Origin of the sequence: Pseudomonas fluorescens (genome assembly GCF_902498065.1) — a bacterium.
GTDB lineage: Bacteria > Pseudomonadota > Gammaproteobacteria > Pseudomonadales > Pseudomonadaceae > Aquipseudomonas > Aquipseudomonas fluorescens_BJ.
Map to the genome: position 1 here is coordinate 1 of NZ_CABVIR010000008.1, position 21,918 is coordinate 21,918.

Annotated in this window: 23 protein-coding genes; 8 read left to right on the forward strand and 15 right to left on the reverse strand. The window is 58.9% G+C overall.

What is annotated here, in order from left to right; genetic code table 11:
- Positions 1 to 254 precede the first annotated feature (254 nt).
- From msrQ to F8N43_RS23630, 6 genes are all read right to left on the reverse strand, one after another.
- Complete coding sequence (msrQ, locus tag F8N43_RS23605; RefSeq protein WP_150634807.1) at positions 255 to 875, reverse strand: protein-methionine-sulfoxide reductase heme-binding subunit MsrQ; 621 nt, start codon at positions 873 to 875, stop codon at positions 255 to 257.
- On the reverse strand, positions 875 to 1,888 hold the full coding sequence (gene msrP, locus F8N43_RS23610) for a protein-methionine-sulfoxide reductase catalytic subunit MsrP (RefSeq protein WP_150634806.1): 1,014 nt from the start codon (positions 1,886 to 1,888) through the stop codon (positions 875 to 877). The genes msrQ and msrP overlap by 1 nt, the downstream gene beginning before the upstream one ends.
- A gap of 59 nt (positions 1,889 to 1,947) precedes the next feature.
- Positions 1,948 to 2,802: a CDP-diacylglycerol--serine O-phosphatidyltransferase gene (gene pssA / locus F8N43_RS23615; RefSeq protein ID WP_150634805.1), complete on the reverse strand. Its 855-nt coding sequence runs from the start codon at positions 2,800 to 2,802 to the stop codon at positions 1,948 to 1,950.
- A gap of 144 nt (positions 2,803 to 2,946) precedes the next feature.
- Positions 2,947 to 3,963, reverse strand: a complete 1,017-nt coding sequence (gene ilvC, locus F8N43_RS23620; RefSeq protein WP_007948647.1) for a ketol-acid reductoisomerase — start codon at positions 3,961 to 3,963, stop codon at positions 2,947 to 2,949.
- A gap of 48 nt (positions 3,964 to 4,011) precedes the next feature.
- Positions 4,012 to 4,503, reverse strand: a complete 492-nt coding sequence (gene ilvN, locus F8N43_RS23625; protein WP_003176102.1) for an acetolactate synthase small subunit — start codon at positions 4,501 to 4,503, stop codon at positions 4,012 to 4,014.
- Between the two features lie 2 nt (positions 4,504 to 4,505).
- Positions 4,506 to 6,230: an acetolactate synthase 3 large subunit gene (locus F8N43_RS23630; RefSeq protein WP_150638251.1), complete on the reverse strand. Its 1,725-nt coding sequence runs from the start codon at positions 6,228 to 6,230 to the stop codon at positions 4,506 to 4,508.
- A gap of 400 nt (positions 6,231 to 6,630) precedes the next feature.
- Between F8N43_RS23630 and F8N43_RS23635 the strand changes: the two genes are divergently transcribed.
- The gene (locus tag F8N43_RS23635) at positions 6,631 to 7,053 is read left to right on the forward strand and encodes a DUF4124 domain-containing protein (protein WP_150638253.1); all 423 of its coding nucleotides are present in this window, start codon (positions 6,631 to 6,633) and stop codon (positions 7,051 to 7,053) included.
- Positions 7,054 to 7,071: 18 nt separating this feature from the next.
- Here F8N43_RS23635 and F8N43_RS23640 read toward each other — a convergent pair whose 3' ends face one another.
- From F8N43_RS23640 to mrcB, 3 genes are read right to left on the reverse strand one after another with little or no spacing between them, the layout of a single operon-like run.
- Complete coding sequence (locus F8N43_RS23640; protein WP_150634702.1) at positions 7,072 to 7,407, reverse strand: YqcC family protein; 336 nt, start codon at positions 7,405 to 7,407, stop codon at positions 7,072 to 7,074.
- The gene (locus F8N43_RS23645; protein WP_150634703.1) at positions 7,407 to 8,141 is read right to left on the reverse strand and encodes a hypothetical protein; all 735 of its coding nucleotides are present in this window, start codon (positions 8,139 to 8,141) and stop codon (positions 7,407 to 7,409) included. The genes F8N43_RS23640 and F8N43_RS23645 overlap by 1 nt, the downstream gene beginning before the upstream one ends.
- A gap of 16 nt (positions 8,142 to 8,157) precedes the next feature.
- The gene (gene mrcB, locus F8N43_RS23650) at positions 8,158 to 10,482 is read right to left on the reverse strand and encodes a penicillin-binding protein 1B (RefSeq protein WP_150654457.1); all 2,325 of its coding nucleotides are present in this window, start codon (positions 10,480 to 10,482) and stop codon (positions 8,158 to 8,160) included.
- A 117-nt stretch (positions 10,483 to 10,599) separates the two neighbouring features.
- Here mrcB and F8N43_RS23655 point away from each other — a divergent pair, with 117 nt between their 5' ends.
- From F8N43_RS23655 to F8N43_RS23670, 4 genes are all read left to right on the forward strand, one after another.
- Positions 10,600 to 12,156 (forward strand): AAA family ATPase, encoded by a 1,557-nt coding sequence (locus tag F8N43_RS23655; RefSeq protein ID WP_150638255.1) that lies wholly within the window; start codon positions 10,600 to 10,602, stop codon positions 12,154 to 12,156.
- Between the two features lie 91 nt (positions 12,157 to 12,247).
- Positions 12,248 to 12,592, forward strand: coding sequence for a pentapeptide repeat-containing protein (locus tag F8N43_RS23660; RefSeq protein ID WP_150634706.1), 345 nt, complete (start codon positions 12,248 to 12,250; stop codon positions 12,590 to 12,592).
- 244 nt (positions 12,593 to 12,836) lie between these two features.
- Positions 12,837 to 13,109, forward strand: coding sequence for a TfoX/Sxy family protein (locus F8N43_RS23665; protein WP_007971093.1), 273 nt, complete (start codon positions 12,837 to 12,839; stop codon positions 13,107 to 13,109).
- Positions 13,110 to 13,124: 15 nt separating this feature from the next.
- On the forward strand, positions 13,125 to 13,925 hold the full coding sequence (locus tag F8N43_RS23670) for a Crp/Fnr family transcriptional regulator (RefSeq protein ID WP_150634707.1): 801 nt from the start codon (positions 13,125 to 13,127) through the stop codon (positions 13,923 to 13,925).
- Positions 13,926 to 14,158: 233 nt separating this feature from the next.
- Here the strand turns inward: F8N43_RS23670 and F8N43_RS23675 are convergent, their stop codons facing one another.
- Genes F8N43_RS23675 through F8N43_RS23690 form a run of 4 tightly spaced genes read right to left on the reverse strand, consistent with a single transcriptional unit; the run spans position 14,159 to position 17,706 of the window.
- Positions 14,159 to 15,010, reverse strand: a complete 852-nt coding sequence (locus tag F8N43_RS23675; RefSeq protein WP_150638257.1) for a ChaN family lipoprotein — start codon at positions 15,008 to 15,010, stop codon at positions 14,159 to 14,161.
- Positions 15,011 to 15,032: 22 nt separating this feature from the next.
- Complete coding sequence (locus tag F8N43_RS23680; protein ID WP_150654458.1) at positions 15,033 to 15,800, reverse strand: heme ABC transporter ATP-binding protein; 768 nt, start codon at positions 15,798 to 15,800, stop codon at positions 15,033 to 15,035.
- Positions 15,800 to 16,783: a FecCD family ABC transporter permease gene (locus tag F8N43_RS23685; protein WP_191623744.1), complete on the reverse strand. Its 984-nt coding sequence runs from the start codon at positions 16,781 to 16,783 to the stop codon at positions 15,800 to 15,802. Before F8N43_RS23685 ends, F8N43_RS23680 begins: the two co-directional genes overlap by 1 nt.
- A 50-nt stretch (positions 16,784 to 16,833) precedes the next feature.
- Positions 16,834 to 17,706 (reverse strand): heme/hemin ABC transporter substrate-binding protein, encoded by an 873-nt coding sequence (locus F8N43_RS23690; protein ID WP_150633574.1) that lies wholly within the window; start codon positions 17,704 to 17,706, stop codon positions 16,834 to 16,836.
- A 165-nt stretch (positions 17,707 to 17,871) separates the two neighbouring features.
- Here F8N43_RS23690 and F8N43_RS23695 point away from each other — a divergent pair, with 165 nt between their 5' ends.
- Entirely contained in the window at positions 17,872 to 18,189 is a 318-nt protein-coding gene (locus tag F8N43_RS23695; protein WP_150654459.1) for a Rieske (2Fe-2S) protein, read from the forward strand.
- Here the strand turns inward: F8N43_RS23695 and sfsA are convergent.
- Together sfsA and F8N43_RS23705 are read right to left on the reverse strand one after the other, a co-directional pair.
- Entirely contained in the window at positions 18,186 to 18,899 is a 714-nt protein-coding gene (gene sfsA, locus F8N43_RS23700; RefSeq protein ID WP_150654460.1) for a DNA/RNA nuclease SfsA, read from the reverse strand. The genes F8N43_RS23695 and sfsA overlap by 4 nt on opposite strands.
- On the reverse strand, positions 18,899 to 20,071 hold the full coding sequence (locus F8N43_RS23705; protein ID WP_150654461.1) for a pyridoxal phosphate-dependent aminotransferase: 1,173 nt from the start codon (positions 20,069 to 20,071) through the stop codon (positions 18,899 to 18,901). Before F8N43_RS23705 ends, sfsA begins: the two co-directional genes overlap by 1 nt.
- Positions 20,072 to 20,406: 335 nt before the next feature.
- Between F8N43_RS23705 and dksA the strand changes: the two genes are divergently transcribed.
- Both dksA and gluQRS read left to right on the forward strand, forming a co-directional pair.
- The gene (gene dksA / locus F8N43_RS23710) at positions 20,407 to 20,847 is read left to right on the forward strand and encodes an RNA polymerase-binding protein DksA (RefSeq protein WP_007902025.1); all 441 of its coding nucleotides are present in this window, start codon (positions 20,407 to 20,409) and stop codon (positions 20,845 to 20,847) included.
- A gap of 183 nt (positions 20,848 to 21,030) precedes the next feature.
- Positions 21,031 to 21,918 carry a tRNA glutamyl-Q(34) synthetase GluQRS gene (gene gluQRS, locus F8N43_RS23715; protein WP_150654462.1) on the forward strand — a complete coding sequence of 296 codons (888 nt, stop codon included), beginning with the start codon at positions 21,031 to 21,033 and terminating at the stop codon, positions 21,916 to 21,918.

The window sequence follows — 21,918 nt, forward strand, 5'->3', positions numbered from 1 at the left end:
CGTTAGCGGGAGGCGAATTCTACAGCGTTACTCGCTGCTGTCAACACCTCTTTTTCTCCGCTTTCGACCGAGAAGATCGAACCGTCAATTGAGCGACAACACACTGCTCAACCAACTCCTTCTGGGCTTCGATGACCTGAAGCAACTCGCTGTCGAAAACTGCGTAACTCTTTGTTTACCAAGGAGTTTTTCGTTTCGACTGCGCCGGAAGTGGGGCGAATTATAGACTTCCAGAATCTGCCGTCAACACCTAATTACGCTTTTCTTGCAGATGGTGTCTTTTTAGCTATTAAACGCGGAATTCGACGAGCTACAGGCGGCAGCCGTAACACCAATAGCAGTACGCCTATCGATGCATAGACCGCCCACTCCTTCAAATCAGCACGAACGATCCACAACATATGCAGCAAACCAAGACCGAGAACCCCATAAGCCATTCGATGCAGCTTCTTCCAGCGAGACCCCAACCGTCGCTGACTGTAGCGATTAGAGGTTATCGCCAACGCCAACAAACAAAGGAACCCCAAAGCACCGACAATAATGTACGGCCGCTTGCGCAACTCGACACCCAGTTGGGACCAATCGAAGCCAAGAATGAACGCTAAATAGCCACCCGAATGGAGTACCACGTAAGCGAAGCACCACAAACCCAGTTGCCGCCGGACAGCAATCCACCCCACCCAACCGGTGAGTTTCTGCAACGGCGTCATACTCAACGCAACAAGCAGCAGTACAAGTGTCCCCAACCCCAACCGATCAACCAGCACCTTGCCTGGATCCGGCCCCAGCACGTCCGCCCATGCTTGATACAACCAAACCAGCGGCCACATCGCCGCTACGATGAAGACACCGATACGCCAGAGCGGATATCGCATCAGTAGTTCTTCCGCAGATCGAGCCCTGTATATAGAGAAGCAACTTCGTCCGAGTAGCCGTTGAACATCTGCGTGTCACGCACATTAGGCTTGAACAGTCCGCTCGGCAGCCGTCGCTCCCGAGCCTGCGTCCAACGCGGATGATCGACTGTCGGGTTCACGTTGGCATAGAAGCCGTACTCGTCCGCAGCGATGCTTTGCCAAGTAGTGGTCGGCTGCTCGCTGACCAGACTGATCCGCACAATGGATTTGACGCTTTTGAAGCCGTACTTCCACGGAACGACCAAACGCAGAGGCGCGCCGTTCTGGTTTGGCAATTCGCGCCCATACATACCCACCGCAAGAATCGCCAATGGGTTCATTGCCTCATCCAGGCGCAACCCTTCTACATAGGGCCAGTCGATCAAGGCAAAACCGGAGCGCTGCCCCGGCATGGTCTTTGGATCCTGCAGTGTTTCGAAGCGAATAAACTTTGCCTTGGAGGTGGGCTCAACGGCTTTGAGCAGCGCAGAGATGGGAAATCCGATCCATGGAATGACCATTGACCAGGCCTCTACACAGCGAAGCCGATAGATACGCTCCTCCAGCTGGTAAGGCTTCATGAAATCTTCCAGCGCATATCGCCCCGGCTTACCCACCTCCCCGTCCACCACTACGCTCCACGGCTCGGTTTTCAGCGAACCGGCGTTGGCGGCCGGATCCCCCTTATCGGTACCGAACTCATAAAAGTTGTTGTAGTGAGTCGCATCCTTGAACGGTGTGATCGCTTCATCCTTGACGGTGACCGCCCCCCACTTGGTAGAAGGGAGTTTCTCGGCAAACCAGGACGGCGCATTGCCCGCCTCGACATCCGCGTATCGCGCGGCATCTTCAGCATTGGACCAACGCGGCAAGCTGCTGACAGCCAGACCGGCAACGACAGCCCCGAGCACATGACGGCGAGACAGATAGAGGGATTCAGGCGTGACATCCGACTCATTGCAGTCGGACGCTTTGGGGACTTTGATCAGCATGGCAACTCCGCAGCATTGGAGGACAGATGCACCAATAGACTGCGGAGTATGAGGGAAATTTACGTGCTTTTGTGCCGACGAAGACGTAACAGATATTGAACCGGACCAGACGCTGCATAGGCGAGGAAAACCAGCAGCAGAATGCGCGGCGGATCACTGAACACGACAGCAAACACCAACACTACAGCAAGAATCGCCACGAAAGGTACACGACCCTTCAAGTCCAGCTCCTTGAAGCTGTTGTACTTGATATTGCTGACCATCAGCATGCCGGCAGCCGCGACCATCAGCGCGACCAGGAACGACATCTTGGAACCCTGAATACCGTAATCGCTGAATGCCCAGACAATACCCGCAACCACACCCGCCGCAGCCGGACTGGCCAGACCGATGAAGTAGCGTTTGTCCGCAGTACCTACCTGAGTATTGAAGCGCGCCAGACGCAACGCAGCGCCAGCGACATAAATGAACGCGACCATCCAGCCGACCTTGCCCATATCGCCCAAGGCCCAGCCAAAGGCCAACAGTGCCGGCGCGACACCGAAGGCGACCATATCGGACAGCGAGTCGTACTCGGCGCCGAAGGCGCTTTGGGTGTTGGTCATACGGGCAACGCGGCCATCGAGACCGTCGAGCACCATCGCGACAAAAATGGCGATCGCGGCAAAGGCAAAATACTTGCTCGCGCCAATCGCATCACCGGCACTCAAGGCGCTCTGGGCACTCATCGAGTTGATGATGGAATAGAACCCTGCAAACAGGTTCGCAGTGGTAAACAGATTCGGCAGAAGATAGATACCACGATGCCGGACTTTACGACCTTCAGCGTCATGCCCTTCTTCGATGTGCTCATCGATGGGCAGCAGGCTTTCGGCGTCAGAAGCCTGGTTTGGCTCTTCGGGACGTTCGCTCATGGACATTACCTTGCAACGGGGTGGAAAGTTTCGACAGGTGTCTGGGACGACGGTTCGGCCACAAACGATGCAGCTTTATACCAGAACCGGCCTCCCAAACGAAAAAACGCGGCCTAGGCCGCGTTTTCCGTACAAGTGCGCGACTTAGTTTTTGGCTTTGTCGACGATCTTGTTGGCACCGATCCACGGCATCATGGAGCGCAGTTGCTCGCCGATGATTTCGATACCGTGAGCGGCGTTGTTACGACGCTTGGCGGTCATCGAAGGATAGCCGGTTGCGCCTTCGCTGATGAACATCTTGGCGTATTCGCCGTCCTGAATACGTTTCAGAGCGTTGCGCATGGCCTGACGGGATTCGGCGTTGATCACTTCCGGACCGGTCACGTACTCGCCGTATTCAGCGTTGTTGGAGATCGAGTAGTTCATGTTGGCGATACCGCCTTCGTACATGAGGTCAACGATCAGCTTCAGTTCGTGCAGGCACTCGAAGTAGGCCATTTCCGGCGCGTAGCCAGCTTCAACCAGGGTTTCGAAACCGGCCTTGACCAGTTCAACGGTACCGCCGCACAGAACGGCTTGCTCGCCGAACAGGTCGGTTTCGGTCTCGTCCTTGAAAGTGGTTTCGATGATACCGGTACGACCACCGCCAACGCCGGCAGCGTAGGACAGCGCAACGTTTTTGGCGTTGCCGGAAGCATCCTGATAGATAGCGATCAGGTCAGGGATACCGCCGCCTTTGACGAACTCGGAACGCACGGTGTGGCCCGGTGCTTTCGGCGCGATCATGATCACGTCGAGGTCAGCGCGCGGAACAACCTGATTGTAGTGAATCGCGAAGCCGTGGGAGAAGGCCAGGGTGGCGCCTTTCTTGATGTTCGGCTCGATTTCGTTTTTGTACAGGGCAGACTGGAACTCGTCCGGGGTCAGAATCATGACCAGGTCGGCCGCCGCAACAGCGGAAGCAACGTCGGTCACTTTCAGGCCGTGGGCTTCGGCCTTGGCAACAGTCGCCGAACCTTTACGCAGGCCGACAGTGACGTCAACGCCGGAGTCTTTCAGGTTGCACGCTTGAGCGTGGCCTTGGGAACCGTAACCGATGATGGCAACTTTCTTGCCCTGGATGATCGACAGGTCGCAGTCTTTTTCGTAATAAACTTTCATGAAATTCCCCTATATATCCAGGCCGTTCAGGCCGTTCGCTAATTTGGTTTAGATGCTGAGTACTTTGTCGCCGCGAGCAATACCGGTTACGCCGCTGCGGACGGTTTCCAGGATCGAGGCGGTGCCGATGGACTGAATGAAGCTGTCGAGCTTGTCGCTGGTACCGGTCAATTGAACGGTATACACGCTAGCGCTGACATCAACGATCTGCCCACGGTAAATATCGGTGGTGCGCTTGATCTCGGCGCGCTGGGCGCCGGTGGCCTTGACCTTGACCAGCATCAGTTCGCGCTCGATGTGAGCACTTTCCGACAGGTCGACCAGCTTGACCACTTCGATCAGCTTGTTCAGGTTTTTGGTGATCTGCTCGATGACCTCATCGTGGCCAACGGTGGTCAGCGTCAGACGCGACAACGTCGGGTCTTCGGTTGGCGCCACGGTCAGGCTTTCGATGTTGTAGTTGCGCTGCGAGAACAGGCCGACTACACGAGACAGAGCGCCAGGTTCGTTTTCCAGAAGCAAGGAAATAATGTGCCGCATGATTAAGTACGCTCCGTCTTGCTCAGCCACATATCTCGCATCGAGCCGTCTTTGATCTGCATCGGGTAGACGTGCTCGCTGGTGTCGACCGAAATATCGATGATCACCAGGCGATCTTTCATGGCGAACGCCTCTTCCATCTTCGACTTCAAATCTTTCGATTCGGTGATGCGCACGCCAACGTGACCATAGGCCTCTGCCAGCTTCACGAAGTCAGGCAGCGACTCCATGTAAGAGTGCGAGTGACGGCTGCCGTAGCTCATGTCTTGCCATTGGCGAACCATACCCAGAACGCCGTTGTTCAGGATGACGATTTTGACCGGCAAGCCATATTGCAGACAGGTGGACAGTTCCTGAATGTTCATCTGGATACTGCCCTCGCCCGTTACGCAGGCGACGTCGGCGTCCGGAAAGCTCAACTTGATGCCCATGGCCGCCGGAAAACCGAAGCCCATGGTGCCCAGGCCACCGGAGTTGATCCAGCGGTTTGGCTTGTTGAACTTGTAGTACTGCGCCGCGAACATTTGGTGCTGCCCCACATCGGAGGCAACAAAGGCATCGCCCTTGGTGACTTCGCACAGGGTTTCGATCACGGCCTGCGGCTTGATGACGCTGCCGTCGCCCTTGTCGTACGGGAACAGGCCGCGATCACCGCGCCATTCATCAACTTGCTTCCACCAGCTGGCAACAGACTCCTTGTTCGGGGTCTCGCCGATCTCCTTGAGGATCGCGACCATTTCGGTCAGGACGCTCTCGACCGGACCAACGATCGGCACGTCGGCCTTGATGGTCTTGGAGATCGAAGCCGGGTCGATGTCGATGTGGATGATCTTCGCATTCGGGCAGAACTTCGACGGACCGTTGATGACACGATCGTCGAAGCGTGCGCCGACTGCGATGATCACGTCAGCATGGTGCATCGCCAGGTTTGCGGTGTAGCTGCCGTGCATGCCGAGCATGCCGATGAACTGACGGTCGGTGCCAGGGTAGGCACCCAGGCCCATCAGGGTATTGGTCACTGGCAGGTTGAGCATCTTCGCCAACTCGGTCAGCGGCGCGGAGCCACCACCGAGAATCACGCCGCCGCCCGCATACATCACAGGGCGTTTGGCCGCAAGGAGCATCTCGGCTGCCTTGCGGATTTGTCCGGAGTGACCGCGAACGGCCGGACTGTAGGAACGCAGCTTGGCTTTTTTCGGGAAGATGTATTCGAACTTCTCGGCCGGGTTGGTCATGTCTTTCGGGATATCGACAACGACCGGACCAGGACGACCGGATTGCGCCAGGTAGAACGCTTTCTTCATGACTTCCGGGATTTCCGACGCGTGCTTGATCATGAAGCTGTGCTTCACGATCGGCCGGGAGATACCGATCATGTCGGTTTCCTGGAACGCATCGGTGCCAACCATGGTGCTCGGCACCTGGCCGGAAATGACCACCATCGGAATGGAGTCCATGTAGGCCGTGGCAATACCGGTGATGGCGTTGGTTGCGCCCGGGCCGGAGGTCACCAGTACCACACCGGCTTTACCGGTGGCACGAGCATAGCCGTCAGCCATATGGGTCGCAGCCTGTTCGTGACGAACCAGGATGTGGGTCACTTCCGGTTCTTTGAACAGGGCATCGTAAACATGAAGAAGAGCACCACCCGGGTACCCGTAGATGTACTTGACGCCTTCGTCACGCAAAAAGCGGACGAGCATCTCACCGCCAGATAAAAGCTCCACGTTGTTCACCTCTAAAACGCCAGAATACCGCCCACATACACGAGGACGGGTCTTAATAGGTTTACTTCTCAGCAGAGCATGAGCGACGGTGGTCGCCGACTACGTCAGCACTGACTGAGCAAGTATTGGGATCGTCCCAAGTGTTGCGGGCCTTTCCCACCCAGCGCGAGGTAACGCGTTGCGGGTGTAACAGGTCGGCGCGGATGTGCGCCTCATGATCTGCTGAGTGGGTCTGCTTCTGGCAGTCCCTCTACAGCGGACTTTGGATTCTTCTGTTTCGTCCCCTGCAAGTCAAGTCGTCAATGTGCTTTATTGAAGTAAGCACATGAGAAAGCAAGAAAAAACCGCTAAACAGCAACTGTGTTAGCTTCAATTGCGCAACCCAATACAAGGAAATGGCATGCGAACGTTTTTCCTGACCGCCAGCCTGCTGATTGGCACCAGCCCTTTGTGCATGGCCGCTCAGATTTACACATGGGTCGATGAACAAGGCGTTACCCACTTCGATGCGCAACCGCCCCAGGGCCGGGAAGCCACGACCGTGGTCACGCCCTCCTCCTCTGCGAGCAAGCCGTCTACGCTGCCGCGCAGTAACGCCATTGGCGATCAACAGGCCATCGATAAATCGGTGAAAAAACAGGTCGCCGAGCAGCAAGCCCAGCTCAAGGTATTCTGCGAGCAGGCCCGAACCAACCTGGCTCAACTGCAGAACAATCCGCGGATACGGGAGGACGTCGACGGTGAGATGCGCCGCCTGACCGACGAGCAACGTCAGGAGCGCATCACCGAAGCACAGCGACAGATCACAGAGAACTGCCAGTAGGCACCTGCATGATCGAGGTCAGCGGGAGGCGGTGATCAGCAGATCAAACTCTTTGAGCAGCACCTGCAACTGCCGATCCTTGCCCTGGACATTGCGGGCGGCGAAGACCATTTCGGCCATCTCCTGAATGCCCGAGGCATTGGGCAGCGGCAAATCCTGTTCGAGGATTACTTTCATGCGTGGCAGGAAGATCCATTGCAGCCACTGCTCGAAATCCAGCGTATCGACCGAGAACGGCTCGACGCTGGACAGCGCTTCAACCGATGGTGAGACATCGTCCCACCATCCCTGAACCCGCAGTTCGCGCTCGATCAACAGCAACTGCTCGGCGATTTTCGGAAATCGTGCGTCCATCACAGCGAAACCTTGGCCTTCTGACGGGCCAGTGAAGCGCCAGCGGAATCACCCTGTTTCTCACGTGCCTGAGCGATCAATTCCCACAGACTGGCCTGAAGTGCCGGACGTCCATTGGCGAGGGTCAGACCACGACGAGCGAACTGCTCGGCTTGTGCTGCATCACCTTGGGCCATGCGCACCTGCGCAAGACGATAAAGCACTTGCGGCTCACGCGGCGCAACCCGTTGGGCACGCTCCAGACTGGAAGACGCACCGTTGAGGTCACCGCCAGCCTGTTGCTGCTGAGCAGTGGTCAGCAGCGCCAATACCGGACCGTCCAGTTGCTCATCGGCTGACAAACCACCGGCGCTCGACGAAGGAATCCCGCTCGGCGTCGATGGCATGCTGTAGCTGCCCTGGTTGACCGGTGCCGACTGGACTGGCGAAGTGTCGATCGGACTCGAAGTCATCGGGCCAGGTGTAATCGGCGAAGTGCTGATCGGTGCCGATGCGACTGCTCCGCCACCCGGTACCATCACCACGACGCCGGTGTCACCTTGCGGAATCGCCTGGGTCTGGGATTGCACAGGACGTTTAACCGTCGTCTGACGATAACCACCGTTTGCCGAAATTCGCTCACTGTTGGAAACGGCGCTGCCTGAATCCACAACCGGAATCGAACCGCGTTGTACGCTGGAGCAACCGCTGAGCAAAGCCACGGCGGTAATTGCTGGAATCAACCACTTGTTCACTTGAAACCCTCTTTGCTTAATTCATCCAGCCCTTGACCCAATCCATCACCGTTTCGCCGGAAGCAGGGCTATCGCCACCGCAAGCGGCGCCGGGAGGCGGTTCGCTGCCGCGAATATACGGCATCTGCACCGCGCCTGGGCAGTTGGCATCAGAGCCTTGCCCGGTACGCGAGTCGACCCACGCCTGAACAATGTTGTCCGGTTGCGGCATGTCCAGCGGCAATGGATCGGCCTTGCGCATGAAACTCGTCCAGACCTGCAACGCACCGGTGGCACCGGTGAACGGAGTCTTGCCGTTATCGTCGCGCCCCAACCAGACCACCGCCAGCAAATCCTGACTGAAACCGGCGAACCAGCTGTCTCTCGAATCGTTACTGGTACCGGTCTTGCCGGCCAGGGTCAGGGTTTTCGGCAACACGTTGTAAACCGAACTGCCGGTGCCTTCGCGCATGACCCGTTGCATGGCGCTCTGGATCAGGTAAATGGAAGCCGGGTCGAAACGCTGCTGAATCTGGAACGGATAACGCTTGAGCGGTTCGCCTTCGGCCGTCAGTACGCTACGGATCCCGCGCATCGGCGTATTGAATCCACCGTTGGCGAGTGTCTGGTACATGGTCGCCACTTCGATCGGGGTCATGCCGCCAGCGCCCAGCAGCATCGACGGGAATGCCGGAAACTCACGACTCACACCCAGGCGAGCCACCGTCTTCAAGACATTCGGCACGCCCACCGCCAACCCGAGACGCGCAGTCGACAAGTTGTAGGAATGTGCCAGGCCTTGATAAAGGAAAACCGTGCCATGGGAGCGGCGATCATAGTTCTGCGGTTTCCAGACCTGACCGTCCGCGCCTTTGACCGAGAAGGATTCGTCCGACAGCCAACTGGTCAATGTGTACTGGCTTGGCTTCTCCAGGGCTGTCAGATAAACCGCCGGTTTGATCAACGAACCGATCGGCCGGACAGCATCCAGCGCCCGATTGAAACCGGCGAAGCTCGCCTGACGACTGCCAATCATGGCCTGGACTTCGCCGGTTTCCGGGTTGGTCACGACCATCGCCGCTTCAACGTCATCGGAGCCTTTGCGCCCGGACAAGCGCTTGAACGTATCGTTGACCGACGCTTCGGCTTTCATCTGCAAAATAGGATCGAAACTGGTGAAGATCCGCAGACCTTCTTCGGTCAAGTCTTCATCGCGATAGTCTTCACGCAGCTGACGTTTAACCAGATCGATAAAACCGGGGAACGAACTGTCGGCCAGTTTGCCGCGCGTCGTCACGCCCAACGGCATTTTCTTCGCCGCAGCGACCTGTTCGGCGGTGGCGACGCCTTGCTGCTCAAGTACGTCGAGCACCAGGTTGCGCCGCTCGAGCGCCCGCTCCGGATTGCGACGCGGGTTGTAATAGGACGGCCCCTTGACCATGCCCACCAGCATCGCGACTTGATGCAGTTTCAGTTCGGACAACGGTTGCCCGAAGAAGAACTGACTGGCGAGGCCGAAACCGTGCACCGCGCGCTGGCCATCCTGACCGACGAACACTTCATTGAGGTAAGCCTCAAGAATTTCCCGCTTGTCGTAATGCAGCTCAAGCAGCATCGCCATCATGGCTTCGGTGAGTTTGCGGGTCAGGCTGCGTTCGCTGGTCAGGTAGAAGTTCTTGACCAACTGTTGCGTCAGGGTACTGCCGCCCTGGGTCATCTTGCCGCCAGAGGTGTTGACCCAAATGGCGCGGGCAATCGACTTCGGCGACACGCCCCAGTGGCTATAGAAGTCCCGATCCTCCACGGCGACCAGGGTTTCCAGCAGATACGGCGGCACCTGATCGATCTTGATCAGAATGCGGTCTTCGAGATTCTTCGGATAAATCCCGCCGATCAGCAGCGGCTCCAGCCGTACCACAGAAAGCTTCGAACCATTGGTCGCGGAGAGTTCGCCTACGTAGTCGCCAGAGAATCGCACGCGCACGGGCTGTGCTTTCTCCAGGCCTTCATAGAACTGGAAACCACGGGTATTCAAGTCGACAGTGTTGCCGTTGACCGCCGCGGCGCCGGGGCCGTTGCTCACGCTTTCGCGGCGATAGCCCAAGGCGTCGAGTTCGGTGAGGAAGTCATCCTTGCTCAGCTTCTGGCCGGTGAACAGCTCCAGCGGGCGCGCATACACCTTGGCCGGGATGGTCCAGCGCTTGCCGGAGAACTTCTCCTGGACAATAGCGTCGAGGTAAACCGCGAATCCGGCGAGCACCACGAGGCCGACCAGACTGAGTTTAAGGGCCCAGCCCAGCCAAGGGCTCAGGCCCCTGGAAGGTGGTTTTTTGGGGGTACGGGGGGATCGAGTACGAGTCATGGCGCCGGATTATACGCACTTTATTCATACTCAACAGGAGCCCTCCGAGGTTTGCGTCGGGCGGACTTGCGGCCATAATGACGGCCGTGAATTTTCTCAGACTCTGAAGGAACACCTGTGAGCCAGTCCCTGATTGCCGCGCTGCAAAACCCGGCCCTTTACCCGCATCCGGTAGACGGGTTCCAGCTCATCGAAACCCACATCTCCTGGGTGATTCTCACAGGCCCCTTTGCTTATAAAGTGAAGAAACCGGTCAATTTCGGCTTCCTCGACTTCACCAGCCTCGAGGCTCGCGAGCATTTCTGCGGCGAAGAGCTGCGCCTGAACCAGCGTCTGACCAATGATTTGTACCTCGAAGTGTTGCCGATTACCGGCAGCGCCGAAGCACCACAACTGGGCGGCGAGGGCCCGGTCGTCGATTACGCGCTGAAAATGCGTCAGTTCCCACAGAGCCAACTGCTCAGCACGCTGCAGGCCAACGGCGAATTGACCACCGCGCACATCGACGAGATGGCCGCACAGATTGCGCAATTCCACCTCACCGCACCAAAAGTGCCTGCGGAACACGAAGCCGGGACACCGGACAGCGTCATGGCGCCGGTGCGGCAGAACTTCGAACAGATCCGCCCATTCCTCAGCGACAAGGCTGACCTGCTGCAACTCGATGCCCTGCAAGCCTGGGCCGAAAGCAGCTTCGAACGCCTCAAGCCACTGTTTGCCCAGCGTAAGGCCGAGGGGTTCATCCGTGAATGCCACGGTGACATCCACCTGGGCAACGCCACCGTGATCGATGGCAAGGTCGTGATCTTCGACTGCATCGAATTCAACGAACCGTTCCGCTTCACCGACGTCTATGCCGACACCGGCTTCCTGGCGATGGACCTTGAAGACCGCGGCCTCAAAAGCCTGGCCCGTCGCTTCATCAGCCAATACCTGGAGCTGACCGGCGATTACCAGGGCCTGGAACTGCTGAACTTCTATAAAGCCTACCGTGCGCTGGTTCGCGCCAAGGTCAGCCTGTTCAGCATGCCGGCCGAGGCCGACCCGGTGCAGCGCGCCACTACCCTGCGCCAGTACCGCAACTATGCGAACCTGGCAGAAAGCTACAGCACCATTCCTTCGCGCTTCATGGCCATCACCCACGGCGTTTCCGCTGTTGGCAAAAGCCACGTGGCCATGCGCCTGGTGGAAGCGCTGGGCGCGATTCGTCTGCGTTCCGATGTCGAGCGCAAACGCCTGTTCGGCGAGCAGACCGTCACCAACGATCCGCAAGCCGGCATTTATAGCGCCGAAGCCAGCGTTGCGACTTACACGCGCCTGCACGAAATCGCCGCGGTCATCCTGCGTGCCGGTTTCCCGGTGGTGGTCGATGCCACTTACCTCAAACGCGACCAGCGTGACGGCGCGGCGAAAATCGCCGAAGCCACCGGCGCGCCATTCCTGATTCTTGATTGCAACGCACCACAAGCCGTGATCGAAAGCTGGCTGGCCCTGCGTCAGGCAGATAAAAAGGATCCGTCCGACGCCAACCTGGCCGTTATCAAAGCGCAGCAAGCCAATCGTGAAGCCCTGACGCCAGAAGAGATTCTGTGCAGCAAACGCGTGCAGACCAATGAAAGCGGGACCCTCGACACCGTCGTTGCGCAAATTCGCCAACGCTTGCCAGGCCTGTAAAAAAGTATTTCAGCCGTGAAGCCTTCACCGGCTTCACGGCTGTCAAATAGTGGCACTATACTGGCGTCATAAAACCAACAGGTGATGTGACATGAGCCAGCCGAAACTTCTCGACACCCCGCTTTATGCCTTGCTGCACAAAGACGACATCACAGGCTTCAACAACGAACGTCCATCCAGCGGACCTATCGACATGGTCGGTGGTGATTTCCGAGGTTTGGACCTGCGCGAACTGAACGCCGACGGCATCGACTTTACCGATGCTTATTTCCGCTCCGCCGACTTGCGCGGCATCGATTTCAGCAACGCAAACCTGGAAGGCGCGAGCCTGGCTCACGCGCAGATCTCCGGCGCCTACTTTCCGCGAGAGCTGAGTGCCGACGAAATTCTGATGTCGATGAATTTCGGTACACGTCTGCGCTATCGCCCCCGTTAAAAACGACATTGACTGACAGGTCCAGCGCCCCCGCCTTGCGCTGGACTTTGGGCATTTTTTGCCAGTAAACCTGATCGCTTCCCCTTCTCTTCTGACCGCACTCGCGAACTTTTCCGTCGCTGCGCAAGCACGCCTCTTAGAAGCATTTACGCCGAAACCGACCAAACAATCACGCTTTTCCTACTGATGGCTACACTCCTCAGAAGCTTGCCCACGCACCGTTCGGCCGTCGCAAGGAGGCTTGATGAATGATGAACTGCAGCACCTGAAGAATCTTGGCAAGACATCGGCGCAGTGGCTGCATGCCGTGGGCATCCACAGCGCCTCGGACTTGCGTCGCCTGGGGGCGGTGGATGCTTATCGGGCCGTGCGCACGCGCGGATTTCGGGCATCCAAGGTGTTGTTGTATGCGATCGAAGGCGCGTTGATGGATGTGCATTGGAACGACATCCCCGCCGAGCGCAAGGAAGCCCTGAATAAACAATTGGAAGCGATCTCGTCACGTCACAAGAATTGAACAGGCACCGCCGCCATGTACTTGCTTGGGGAACAACCGGCTTATGCCGATGCACTGATCAACCGACTGCAAAACATTCCCGCCCGACTGCTGGAGCGTTTGTCGCCTTGTGGCCCGGCCTTGCAGTTTTCCGCCGTGGACGACCTGACGCCCCTGTTGCCGGGCAATCAATTGTTTGTGCTGAAGAATGGGCTGCTGCATGGATGTGTCAACGAGCGCGCCCTGTTTTATCTGCATGAAGGCGATCTGGTCGGTTTGCGCCAGGACATGGACTTGCCACGCTTTCGCCTGTGCAGTGACAGCCCACTGGCATTGACGCCTTACCTGCGTTCCGAAGTTTTTCAGCACATCTATGCCAACCTGGAACGCTCAGAACTGTTCCTGCAATATCTGGCCGGCCAGACTGCACTGCTGTCCGACGCAGTCGCGCGCCTGAAACAACCCGAGTTCCGCGCCACCAATGGTTTTCAACGGGTGGCGCGGGGCGACGTGCTGATCCATCAGGGCGATGAGGCCGATCACGTGTTTGTCATCATCGAAGGCCACGCGGAAGCCTTCGTCGACGGATGTAAAGTCGGTGACGTGCCCCGGGACGAGATTTTCGGTGCGATGGCGGTGTTCACCGGCGAGAAGCGTAATGCCAGCGTGATCGCCAGCGAACCGAGCACCGTCATGCTGATCCCGAAGGAGCAGTTTCTCAGCCTCACACAAAGCAATCCGAAGATCGCCCACAGCCTGATCGAGAGTATGGCCCGACGCATTGACCTGCTAAACAAGCAGATCACGCAGTTGAGCTCACCCCAAAAAACAGGCTGAAGCCCAATGATTACGGGGCTCTTCGGCAAGCGACTGACAATTTTCAAGCAAATGAAAAATCAGCGGTTGACTTGGTAATGAGAATCGCTATGATTATCACAACTGGTCGCGAGACTGGTCGATATTTGAAAAGCCCTTGGTTCGGACTCTCAGATATCTCCTCATCAGGCTAATCACGGTTATTTGACCCGGCTCTTGCCGGGTCTTTTTTTGCCTGTGGAAAAGTCCCTGGCTTACAGGCCGAACTGCTTGCGCATCTCTGCACAGTAATCCGGTGCCGGCGTGTCAGGCGTGTACCAGACGTAATCGGCCATCGCCGCTGTGACTTCGCCGCCCTGCTGCGCCAGCATTAAAACCACGGGCGCCTCGGGCGCACCCAGATCCAGCACATGGATCGGCACGCCGACGTCCTTTCGCGCATGGTGAGCGCCGGCGAACAGCAAAGAAGGGGTGGGTGCCGCCAACAGTCGCTCGGCCATGCGCCGGTCACGTTGCTGCTGGACGGCGAGCATCGCCGGCATTTGCGATTGGGGCAGCAGGCCACAATGGGATTCACTGATCTGCGCCAGCAACTCAGACTTGACCGGGGCGGCATTGGAGCGAGTGCCGCTCAACGCGGGTGGCTGGGCGTAAAGAGCACGCACTTCGACCGTGTCCAGATTGGCGGCCAGCAACAGATACGGTTGGGTCAGGGCAAAACGAATGATCGGCCCATACAGATTCCAGTCCCAACCAGACTGCCACGCCAATGCACCGGGCAAATCGGCGGGCTGTGTCGAGGCGTGGCGCACGTCGTCGACGCGCAGCTGTTGATCCGGCGTGAGCATTTCCAGCAGCAGACTGCCTTGCGGGCGCCGCTCTCCCAGCGCCTGCAACAACCAGCGTTGCAGTTCATGGTGATCGCGATTGTCATGCTGCTCCCCCACGATCAATCGCGACGGCTTGGCCAGACGCGCCAACAGCTCCTGTGCCGTCAGCCTCTCACCGCTGTGCAAGTCGCGAATCTCGCCGACAACCGGTGGCGGCTTCGAAACATGCTGACAAGCACTCAGCATCAGCACCGCCAGAATCACCATCAAACGCATGCCCACCCCCTCAATCAATGAATCAACGGGCGATGATCAGCGGATGCCCACGCTCCGGATGCTGCTGCACCAAAACCTCCAGCCCGAATACCGCCTTGAGCGGTTCCGGGCGCAACACGTGCTCCGGGGTATCCAGCGCCACCGGGCGCCCGCCTTCGAGCAGTAACAGGCGATCACAATAGCGCGCCGCCAGGTTCAGATCATGCAGGATCACCAACACGGATGCGCCGCGATCGGCAAACTCGCGCACCGCTTGCAACGTGGTGTGTTGATGCAGCGGGTCAAGCATCGAAGTCGGCTCGTCGAGCAGCAGCGTTTGCCCCGCCTCGCCGGGCCACAGTTGCGCCAGCACCCGCGCCAGATGCACCCGCTGACGTTCGCCGCCGGACAACGCCAGATAGCTGCGACCACTCAAATGCCCGGCATCGGCGGCCTGCAAAGCGGCAGCGACGATTTCGTCGTCACGGACCCGGCCGCTCTGATGCGGCAAACGGCCCATACCGACGACCTCCTCGACGCGAAAGGCGAAGTCCAGGCTCGAGACTTGCGGCAACACCGCCAGACGCTGGGCTCGCTGGGCACCGGTCCAGTCATGCAACTCGCGTTCATCCAGCCATACGCTGCCATGATTCGCCGGCAACTCACCACACAAGGCACCCAGCAGTGTACTTTTACCGGCACCGTTAGGCCCCAGTACACCGAGGACTTCCCCCGGATTGAGCTCAAGCGTGATGTCCGTCAGGACGATCTTGCGGCCCCGGAGAATTTGCAGATTTTGCGTTCGCAACATCAGGAACGCCCTCGGAGCAGTAGATAGAGGAAGAACGGTGCACCGATGAACGCGGTGACGATCCCGATCGGCAGTTCGGCCGGTGCCAGTGCCAGTCGCGCCACCAGATCAGCGAACAACAGGAGACTGGCGCCCGCCAGCACCGAGGCCGGCAATAACACCCGATGATCGGGACCGGCCAGCAGACGCACCAGATGCGGTACCACCAATCCGACAAACCCGATCATTCCCGCCGCTGCCACCGCCGCCCCGACTCCCAGTGCGGTGCAGAACACCAATTCGCGCTTGAGCCTTTCGACGTCGATCCCCAGGTGACCGGCCTCCGACTCTCCCAGCAGCAACGCATTCAGGGCCTTGGCCCGACGCGGCAACCACAGCGCCACGCCGACACTGATCAGCAGCAATGGCCAGAGCCGCGAATAGCTGGCGCCATTGAGACTGCCCAGGTTCCAGAAGGTCAGCGTGCGCAGGGTCGCGTCGTCCGCCAGATAGGTGAACAGTCCCACTGCCGAACCTGCAAGCGCCGTCAAGGCGATACCCGCCAGGAGCATGGTCGCGACATTGGTTTGTCCGTTACGCCGGCCCAGTCGATACACCAGCGCGGTCACGCCGAGGCCACCCAGAAATGCGCACAGCGAAAGCAGATAAGGTCCGAAGGATTCTGGCAAACCGCCAAACAGGGAACCGCCAACAATCGCAATCGCCGCGCCTAACGCCGCGCCGCTGGAAACACCCACCAGGCCCGGATCGGCCAGCGGGTTGCGAAACAATCCTTGCATCGCCACGCCCGACAACGCCAGCACGCCACCGACCGCCAACCCAAGCAAGGTACGCGGCAGGCGAATCTGGCCCAGGATCAGCTCGGCCTGCTCCAGTCCGTCAGGCGCAATGGGCAGGCCAACCATGCGCAACGCCGCGCGCAAGGTATCGAGCAACGGCAGGCTCACCGGTCCGAGCGCCAACGACAGCCAGATCGCCAACAAACACAGAACACTCAGCCCCAAGAATAAAGCACGGGGTTTTACCAGGACGGTCATTGATCAGCAGTGCCGGGATAAAAGCCGTCACTGATTTTTTTCAACGCCTCGGGCAACCGCGGGCCAAGCCCACCCACCAGCAGCGTTGGATCGAGCTCCATGACACGCCCGTCCTTGGCGGCGCGGGTTGAAGACAGAATCGGGTTTTCCTTGAACAGCGCCGCACGCGCCGCCTCGCCGGACAGTGCGCGGTCGGCAAACACCAGCACCTCTGGGTCCAGGCTGATCAAGGATTCGTTGGAAAAAGGTTTGTAACCGGTGTGCGTCGCCAGATTGTGCCCTCCGGCCTTTTGGATCAGCCAATCTGCGGCGGTATCTTTGCCAGCAATGAGCGGCTTGCCGCCCGCGTGACCGATCAGCACCAGCACACCCGGCGAGGGTTGCGTCAGTTGCGCTTTGGTCACCCGAACCTTTTGCTGATCGAGCTGCTGTTGATAAGCCTGGAACAGTCGCGCAGCCTTGTCCTCGGCGCCGAGCAACTTGCCCAAGTGCTGCAAGTTGGCCTGCAACGTCGGCAGGTTCGGCTGAGCCGAGAACAGTTCAACTTGCACCCCCGCCGTGCGAATTTGCGAAATCACCGGCGGCGGCCCCATTTCTTCGGTGCCGACCAGGATCTGCGGGCGTAAGCTCAAGACGCCTTCCGCCGACAGCTGCCGTTGATAGCCGATGCTCGGCAACGCCTTGAGCGATTCCGGATGCTGGCTGGTCGTGTCGACGCCGACCAGTTTCGATTCGCCGCCCATCGCGCTGACCCACTCCGACAAGGCCCCGCCGGCGCTGACCCAGCGTTGTTGCAACTCGGCCGCTACGGCGTGGTGACTGATGAGGAGTCCGGCACAGAGCGCAGCAATGCGGGTACTCAGGCGCATAAACAGCTTCCTTTAAAGGTTTTCCCAGGCATTGAGGTGACAGGCCAAGTATCCTCGGCATCCGGCACCGGCCCCGATGGGCGAAGCGGCCATTTGATAATTGTTTGCATTTGAACGTCAAGCTCGGACATATCCAGTCACGAGCCGCCGCACTTGAGGATAGACATGAAGTTTCTTTGCGCAGGCGTTGAGCTGGCCGAATCCAGCAGCCGCGGTTTCGAGATTGACGGCGCGAAGCTCTTCGCCGTGCGCCGCAAAGGCCAGGTCTACGTCTATATCAACCGTTGCCCGCACCGTGGCGTCGGGCTGGAATGGACACCCGACCAGTTTCTCGACCCCAGCAACAGCCTGATCCAGTGTGCCACCCACGGCGCACTGTTCATGATCGAAGATGGCGAGTGCGTCGCCGGCCCATGCGCCGGGCAGTACCTGACCACTGTTGAGAGTCGCGAAGACGCTCAAGGCATCTGGATCAATCTTTAACCGCCGAACACCACCTCCAGGCGCCGGTCGACCGCCATTTCTTCGTGGGTCAAGTGCACGCCGTAAGCCAATACCTCGACCCCGCACGCCACCGCTTCTCGCAAAGCGGCCGCGTAGGCAGAATCGATTTCCTCTGCAGGACGCACGGCATCGATGCCGGTGAGGTTCACGCAGTACAACTGCACCGCGCGAATCCCGTCCCGCGCCAGATGCGCCAATTCGCGCAAATGCTTGGCACCGCGTTGGGTCACCGCATCGGGAAACGCCGCCACCGATGAGCCATCGAAGCCCAACGTGACACTTTTGACTTCCACATACGCCGGTCCACTCGGGTAATCGAGGCGAAAATCGATGCGGCTGCTCTCCTGCCCGTAGGCCACTTCGCGTTTCAGCTCGTTGAAGCCGTTGAGCTCCGTAATGATGCCGGCCCGCAGCGCCTCTTCAATCAAACCGTTGGCTCGCCCGGTGTTCACGCAGAACAGACGTCCTTGAGGGGTTTCGCCGATTTCCCAGGTCCCGGGCAACTTGCGCTTGGGGTCATTGGAGCGACTGAACCAGACCTGCCCGCCCTCCACCTGACAATTGAGCATCGAGCCGGTGTTCGGGCAGTGAATGGTCAGCAACTCGCCATGAACGGTTTCGATATCGGCGAGAAAACGCTTGTAACGTCGGATCAAGCGACCTTCTTCAAGGGGAGGATTGAAGCGCATCAGCCTTGCCAGCTCTTCAAGCCGCGAGCGATGCGCTCGACCGCTTCCTGCAAGCGCGGAAGGCTTTGGGTGTAGGCAAAGCGCACGTGATGGCCGGCCTGATAACGCCCGAAGTCGAGGCCCGGGGTAATCGCCACGTGTTCGGTTTCAAGGAAATGCCGACAGAACGCGAAGGCATCGCCGCCGAACTTGCTGATATCGGCATACAAGTAGAACGCCCCCTCAGGTTCAACGGCGATGCCGAAACCCAACTCTCGCAGGGCGGGCAGCAGAAAATCCCGACGCCGACCAAACTCGGAGCGACGCTCTTCAAGAATGGCGATGGTCGCAGGCTCGAAACACGCCAGTGCGGCATGTTGGGCCATGCTCGGCGCGCTGATGTAGAGGTTCTGTGCGAGTTTTTCCAGTTCGCCGACCGCCGCTTCCGGCGCCACCAGCCAACCGAGTCTCCAGCCGGTCATGCCGAAATACTTTGAAAAACTATTCAGCACGAAGGCGCTGTCATCGACTTCCAGTACGCTGGCGGCATCGGTGCCGTAGGTCAGACCGTGGTAGATCTCGTCCACCACCAGATGGCCATGCCGCGCCTTGATCGCGGTCGACAGGCCCGCCAGCTCGTCTCGGGTCAGGATGGTCCCGGTCGGGTTGGCCGGCGACGCCACCAGCGCGCCGACGCTGTCGTGATCCCAATGACGCTCGACCAGGTCCGGTGTCAGTTGATACCGCACCTCCGGACCGACGGGGACAAGCTGCGCCGCACCTTCGACCAGCCGCAGGAAGTGCCGGTTGCACGGGTAACCCGGGTCCGCCAGCAGCCAGTGTTTGCCCGGATCCACCAGCAAGGCGCTGGCCAGCAGCAATGCGCCGGAACCGCCGGGGGTGATGAGGATTCGCTGCGGATCAATGTTCAAACCGTAACGCTGCTGATAGAAGCCGGAAATGGCCTCACGCAGTTCGGGAATGCCACGGGCAGCGGTGTAACGGGTTTTCCCCGCCGTCAGTGCGGCCTGGCCAGCCTGGATGATCGGCTCGGCGGTGGTGAAGTCCGGTTCGCCGATTTCCAGGTGGATCACATCGTGGCCGGCGGCTTGCAGCTCATTGGCCCGCGCCAGCAGCGCCATGACATGGAACGGTTCGATTGCGCGACTGCGGGCACTGTAGGACTGAGCCATTAGCCTTCCTTCAACGAGGGAAAAAAACCGATTCTACCCAAGCGCAGGAACGAGCGAGAACCTAAAGCGGTCAGACGCCTTAAGACCCTGGCCACAAACGACTCATGCGAGTGCGCGAGGTTTGACTAAAATCATTAATTGATCAGGTCTCCAGCACCACCAGTCAAGGCTTTGCAATCATTTGCAAGCCCTTCGGGCCACTACCTCGACATCCGGGAGTAGCGCGGCCCGATTTGATCTGGTAAGTTCGCCCGCTTGCAGCCGCAGGGCCGGCAGGTGTCGGTGATGGAGCAATCCTGCGCAGATGGATTACAAGAGTAGAGGCGGTCCATTTCATGCCCACCCAAGCAAAGCAGCAAAATCAGTCGATCAGCGGCTTCGAACCCTACAAAGAAGTAAAGGGCGAGGAGTACATGGGCAAACCCATGCGCGCTCACTTCACCAAGATCCTGAATAAGTGGAAACAGGACTTGATGCAGGAAGTCGACCGCACGGTTGATCACATGAAAGACGAAGCGGCCAACTTCCCTGACCCGGCAGACCGTGCCAGCCAGGAAGAAGAGTTCAGCCTTGAATTGCGCGCCCGCGACCGTGAGCGCAAGTTGATCAAGAAGATCGACAAGACGCTGCAATTGATCGAAGACGAAGAATATGGCTGGTGCGAGTCCTGCGGCGTCGAGATCGGCGTCAAGCGACTGGAAGCCCGCCCTACCGCCGACATGTGCGTTGACTGCAAGACCCTGGCGGAAATCAAGGAAAAGCAAGTCGGCAAGTAATCTCGACTTGAACGAAGAACGGAGCGTGCGAACGCTCCGTTTTTGTTTCCGACATTTGCCCCGACAGCAAAACTGTGGGAGCGAGCCTGCTCGCGAAGAGGCCTTAAGCTTCATACACCGCTTTCGCAAGCAAGCTCGCTCCCACAGGGTCTGGCACAAGCCTGGAAAAGTAACATCGCCTATATGACTGCCACCTCCTACATCGGTCGCTTCGCCCCCACGCCAAGCGGCCACCTGCATTTCGGTTCGCTGGTTGCCGCGCTGGCCTCGTACCTCGACGCGCGGTCGGTGGGCGGGCGTTGGCTGATGCGCATGGAAGACCTCGATCCGCCACGGGAAGAACCCGGCGCGCAAGCGGCCATCCTCAAGGCGCTGGAAAGCTACGGTTTCGAGTGGGACGGCGAAATGGTCCGACAAAGCGACCGGCACGATGCCTACGCCGAAGTGCTCAATCGCCTGTTCAATCATGGCCTGGCCTACGCCTGCACCTGTTCGCGCAAACAGATTGAGCCCTATCACGGCATTTATCCGGGCCTGTGCCGCAATGCCGGCCATGGCACTGAAGACGCTGCGATTCGCCTGCGTGTGCCCGAGCTCGAATACCACTTCATCGACCGAGTGCAAGGTGAATACCGCCAGCATCTGGGTCGGGATGTCGGTGATTTCGTGATCCGCCGCCGCGATGGACTCTACGCCTACCAATTGGCCGTGGTCCTCGATGACGCCTGGCAAGGCGTCACCGACATCGTCCGTGGCGCGGACCTGCTCGACTCCACGCCACGTCAGCTCTATCTGCAGGAACTGCTGGGTTTCTCGCAACCGCGCTATCTGCACATCCCGCTGATTACCCAGCCTGACGGCAACAAGCTCGGCAAGTCCTACCGTTCGCCACCGCTGACCGAAGATCAGGCCACACCTTTGTTACTGCGTGCATTGCGCGCGCTCGGGCAGAATCCGGGCGCCGAACTGGCGTATGCCACCCCACGTGAAGTGCTGAACTGGGGTATTGCCCACTGGGATGCGCTGAAGATCCCACGCACACTCAACCTGCCCGAAGCGCAACTACAGTGA

Coding starts and splice junctions, on each gene's coding strand:
- msrQ (WP_150634807.1), bottom strand. CDS start 875: ATGCGATATCCGCTCTGGCGTATCGGTGTCTTCATCGTAGCGGCGATG.
- msrP (WP_150634806.1), bottom strand. CDS start 1,888: ATGCTGATCAAAGTCCCCAAAGCGTCCGACTGCAATGAGTCGGATGTC.
- pssA (WP_150634805.1), bottom strand. CDS start 2,802: ATGAGCGAACGTCCCGAAGAGCCAAACCAGGCTTCTGACGCCGAAAGC.
- ilvC (WP_007948647.1), bottom strand. CDS start 3,963: ATGAAAGTTTATTACGAAAAAGACTGCGACCTGTCGATCATCCAGGGC.
- ilvN (WP_003176102.1), bottom strand. CDS start 4,503: ATGCGGCACATTATTTCCTTGCTTCTGGAAAACGAACCTGGCGCTCTG.
- F8N43_RS23635 (WP_150638253.1), top strand. CDS start 6,631: ATGCGAACGTTTTTCCTGACCGCCAGCCTGCTGATTGGCACCAGCCCT.
- F8N43_RS23640 (WP_150634702.1), bottom strand. CDS start 7,407: ATGGACGCACGATTTCCGAAAATCGCCGAGCAGTTGCTGTTGATCGAG.
- mrcB (WP_150654457.1), bottom strand. CDS start 10,482: ATGACTCGTACTCGATCCCCCCGTACCCCCAAAAAACCACCTTCCAGG.
- F8N43_RS23660 (WP_150634706.1), top strand. CDS start 12,248: ATGAGCCAGCCGAAACTTCTCGACACCCCGCTTTATGCCTTGCTGCAC.
- F8N43_RS23665 (WP_007971093.1), top strand. CDS start 12,837: ATGAATGATGAACTGCAGCACCTGAAGAATCTTGGCAAGACATCGGCG.
- F8N43_RS23670 (WP_150634707.1), top strand. CDS start 13,125: ATGTACTTGCTTGGGGAACAACCGGCTTATGCCGATGCACTGATCAAC.
- F8N43_RS23675 (WP_150638257.1), bottom strand. CDS start 15,010: ATGCGTTTGATGGTGATTCTGGCGGTGCTGATGCTGAGTGCTTGTCAG.
- F8N43_RS23680 (WP_150654458.1), bottom strand. CDS start 15,800: ATGTTGCGAACGCAAAATCTGCAAATTCTCCGGGGCCGCAAGATCGTC.
- F8N43_RS23690 (WP_150633574.1), bottom strand. CDS start 17,706: ATGCGCCTGAGTACCCGCATTGCTGCGCTCTGTGCCGGACTCCTCATC.
- F8N43_RS23695 (WP_150654459.1), top strand. CDS start 17,872: ATGAAGTTTCTTTGCGCAGGCGTTGAGCTGGCCGAATCCAGCAGCCGC.
- sfsA (WP_150654460.1), bottom strand. CDS start 18,899: ATGCGCTTCAATCCTCCCCTTGAAGAAGGTCGCTTGATCCGACGTTAC.
- F8N43_RS23705 (WP_150654461.1), bottom strand. CDS start 20,071: ATGGCTCAGTCCTACAGTGCCCGCAGTCGCGCAATCGAACCGTTCCAT.
- dksA (WP_007902025.1), top strand. CDS start 20,407: ATGCCCACCCAAGCAAAGCAGCAAAATCAGTCGATCAGCGGCTTCGAA.
- gluQRS (WP_150654462.1), top strand. CDS start 21,031: ATGACTGCCACCTCCTACATCGGTCGCTTCGCCCCCACGCCAAGCGGC.